This is a genomic window from Shewanella sp. WXL01 (genome assembly GCF_012263345.1).
Classification (GTDB): Bacteria; Pseudomonadota; Gammaproteobacteria; order Enterobacterales; family Shewanellaceae; genus Shewanella; species Shewanella maritima.
Genome location: NZ_JAAIKQ010000030.1, coordinates 1 through 798 on the forward strand (window position 1 = coordinate 1; position 798 = coordinate 798).

Below are 798 nucleotides of genomic sequence, written 5' to 3' on the forward strand. Positions count from 1 at the left end.
GTAACGCGGAACTCCATATATGGGCTATGAACTAATGACCCCGTAATTGATTACTATTAATAACTAGTCAATAATCAATGTCAACATGGCGGTAATGTTGGACATGAGCCAATATAAATGTACATATTATGATATGGATACAACGTATGCAATGGGCCAAGCTCATGGCTGACTAATTTTTTTTATTTATGCAGAGGCCGAGGCCGCCTCGGCCTCTGAGCTATTCCAGAAGTAGTGAGGAGGCTTTTTTGGAGGCCTAGGCTTTTGCAAAAAGCTCCCCGACGCGAGGCTGGATGGCCTTCCCCATTATGATTCTTCTCGCTTCCGGCGGCATCGGGATGCCCGCGTTGCAGGCCATGCTGTCCAGGCAGGTAGATGACGACCATCAGGGACAGCTTCAAGGATCGCTCGCGGCTCTTACCAGCCTAACTTCGATCATTGGACCGCTGATCGTCACGGCGATTTATGCCGCCTCGGCGAGCACATGGAACGGGTTGGCATGGATTGTAGGCGCCGCCCTATACCTTGTCTGCCTCCCCGCGTTGCGTCGCGGTGCATGGAGCCGGGCCACCTCGACCTGAATGGAAGCCGGCGGCACCTCGCTAACGGATTCACCACTCCAAGAATTGGAGCCAATCAATTCTTGCGGAGAACTGTGAATGCGCAAACCAACCCTTGGCAGAACATATCCATCGCGTCCGCCATCTCCAGCAGCCGCACGCGGCGCATCTCCGTTGCTGGCGTTTTTCCCTAGGCTCCGCCCCCCTGACGAGCATCACAAAAGTCGACGCTCAAGTC

2 pseudogenes are annotated in these 798 nt (G+C 53.8%); one reads left to right on the forward strand and one right to left on the reverse strand.

Annotated features, from left to right (window positions below):
- Window positions 1-281: 281 nt before the first annotated feature.
- Window positions 282-581: pseudogene (locus G3R49_RS19925) on the forward strand (tetracycline efflux MFS transporter Tet(C)); the annotation flags it as partial.
- A gap of 55 nt (window positions 582-636) precedes the next feature.
- Here G3R49_RS19925 and G3R49_RS20315 read toward each other — a convergent pair.
- Window positions 637-732: pseudogene (locus G3R49_RS20315) on the reverse strand (type VI secretion protein); the annotation flags it as partial.
- Between the last annotated feature and the right edge of the window lie 66 nt (window positions 733-798).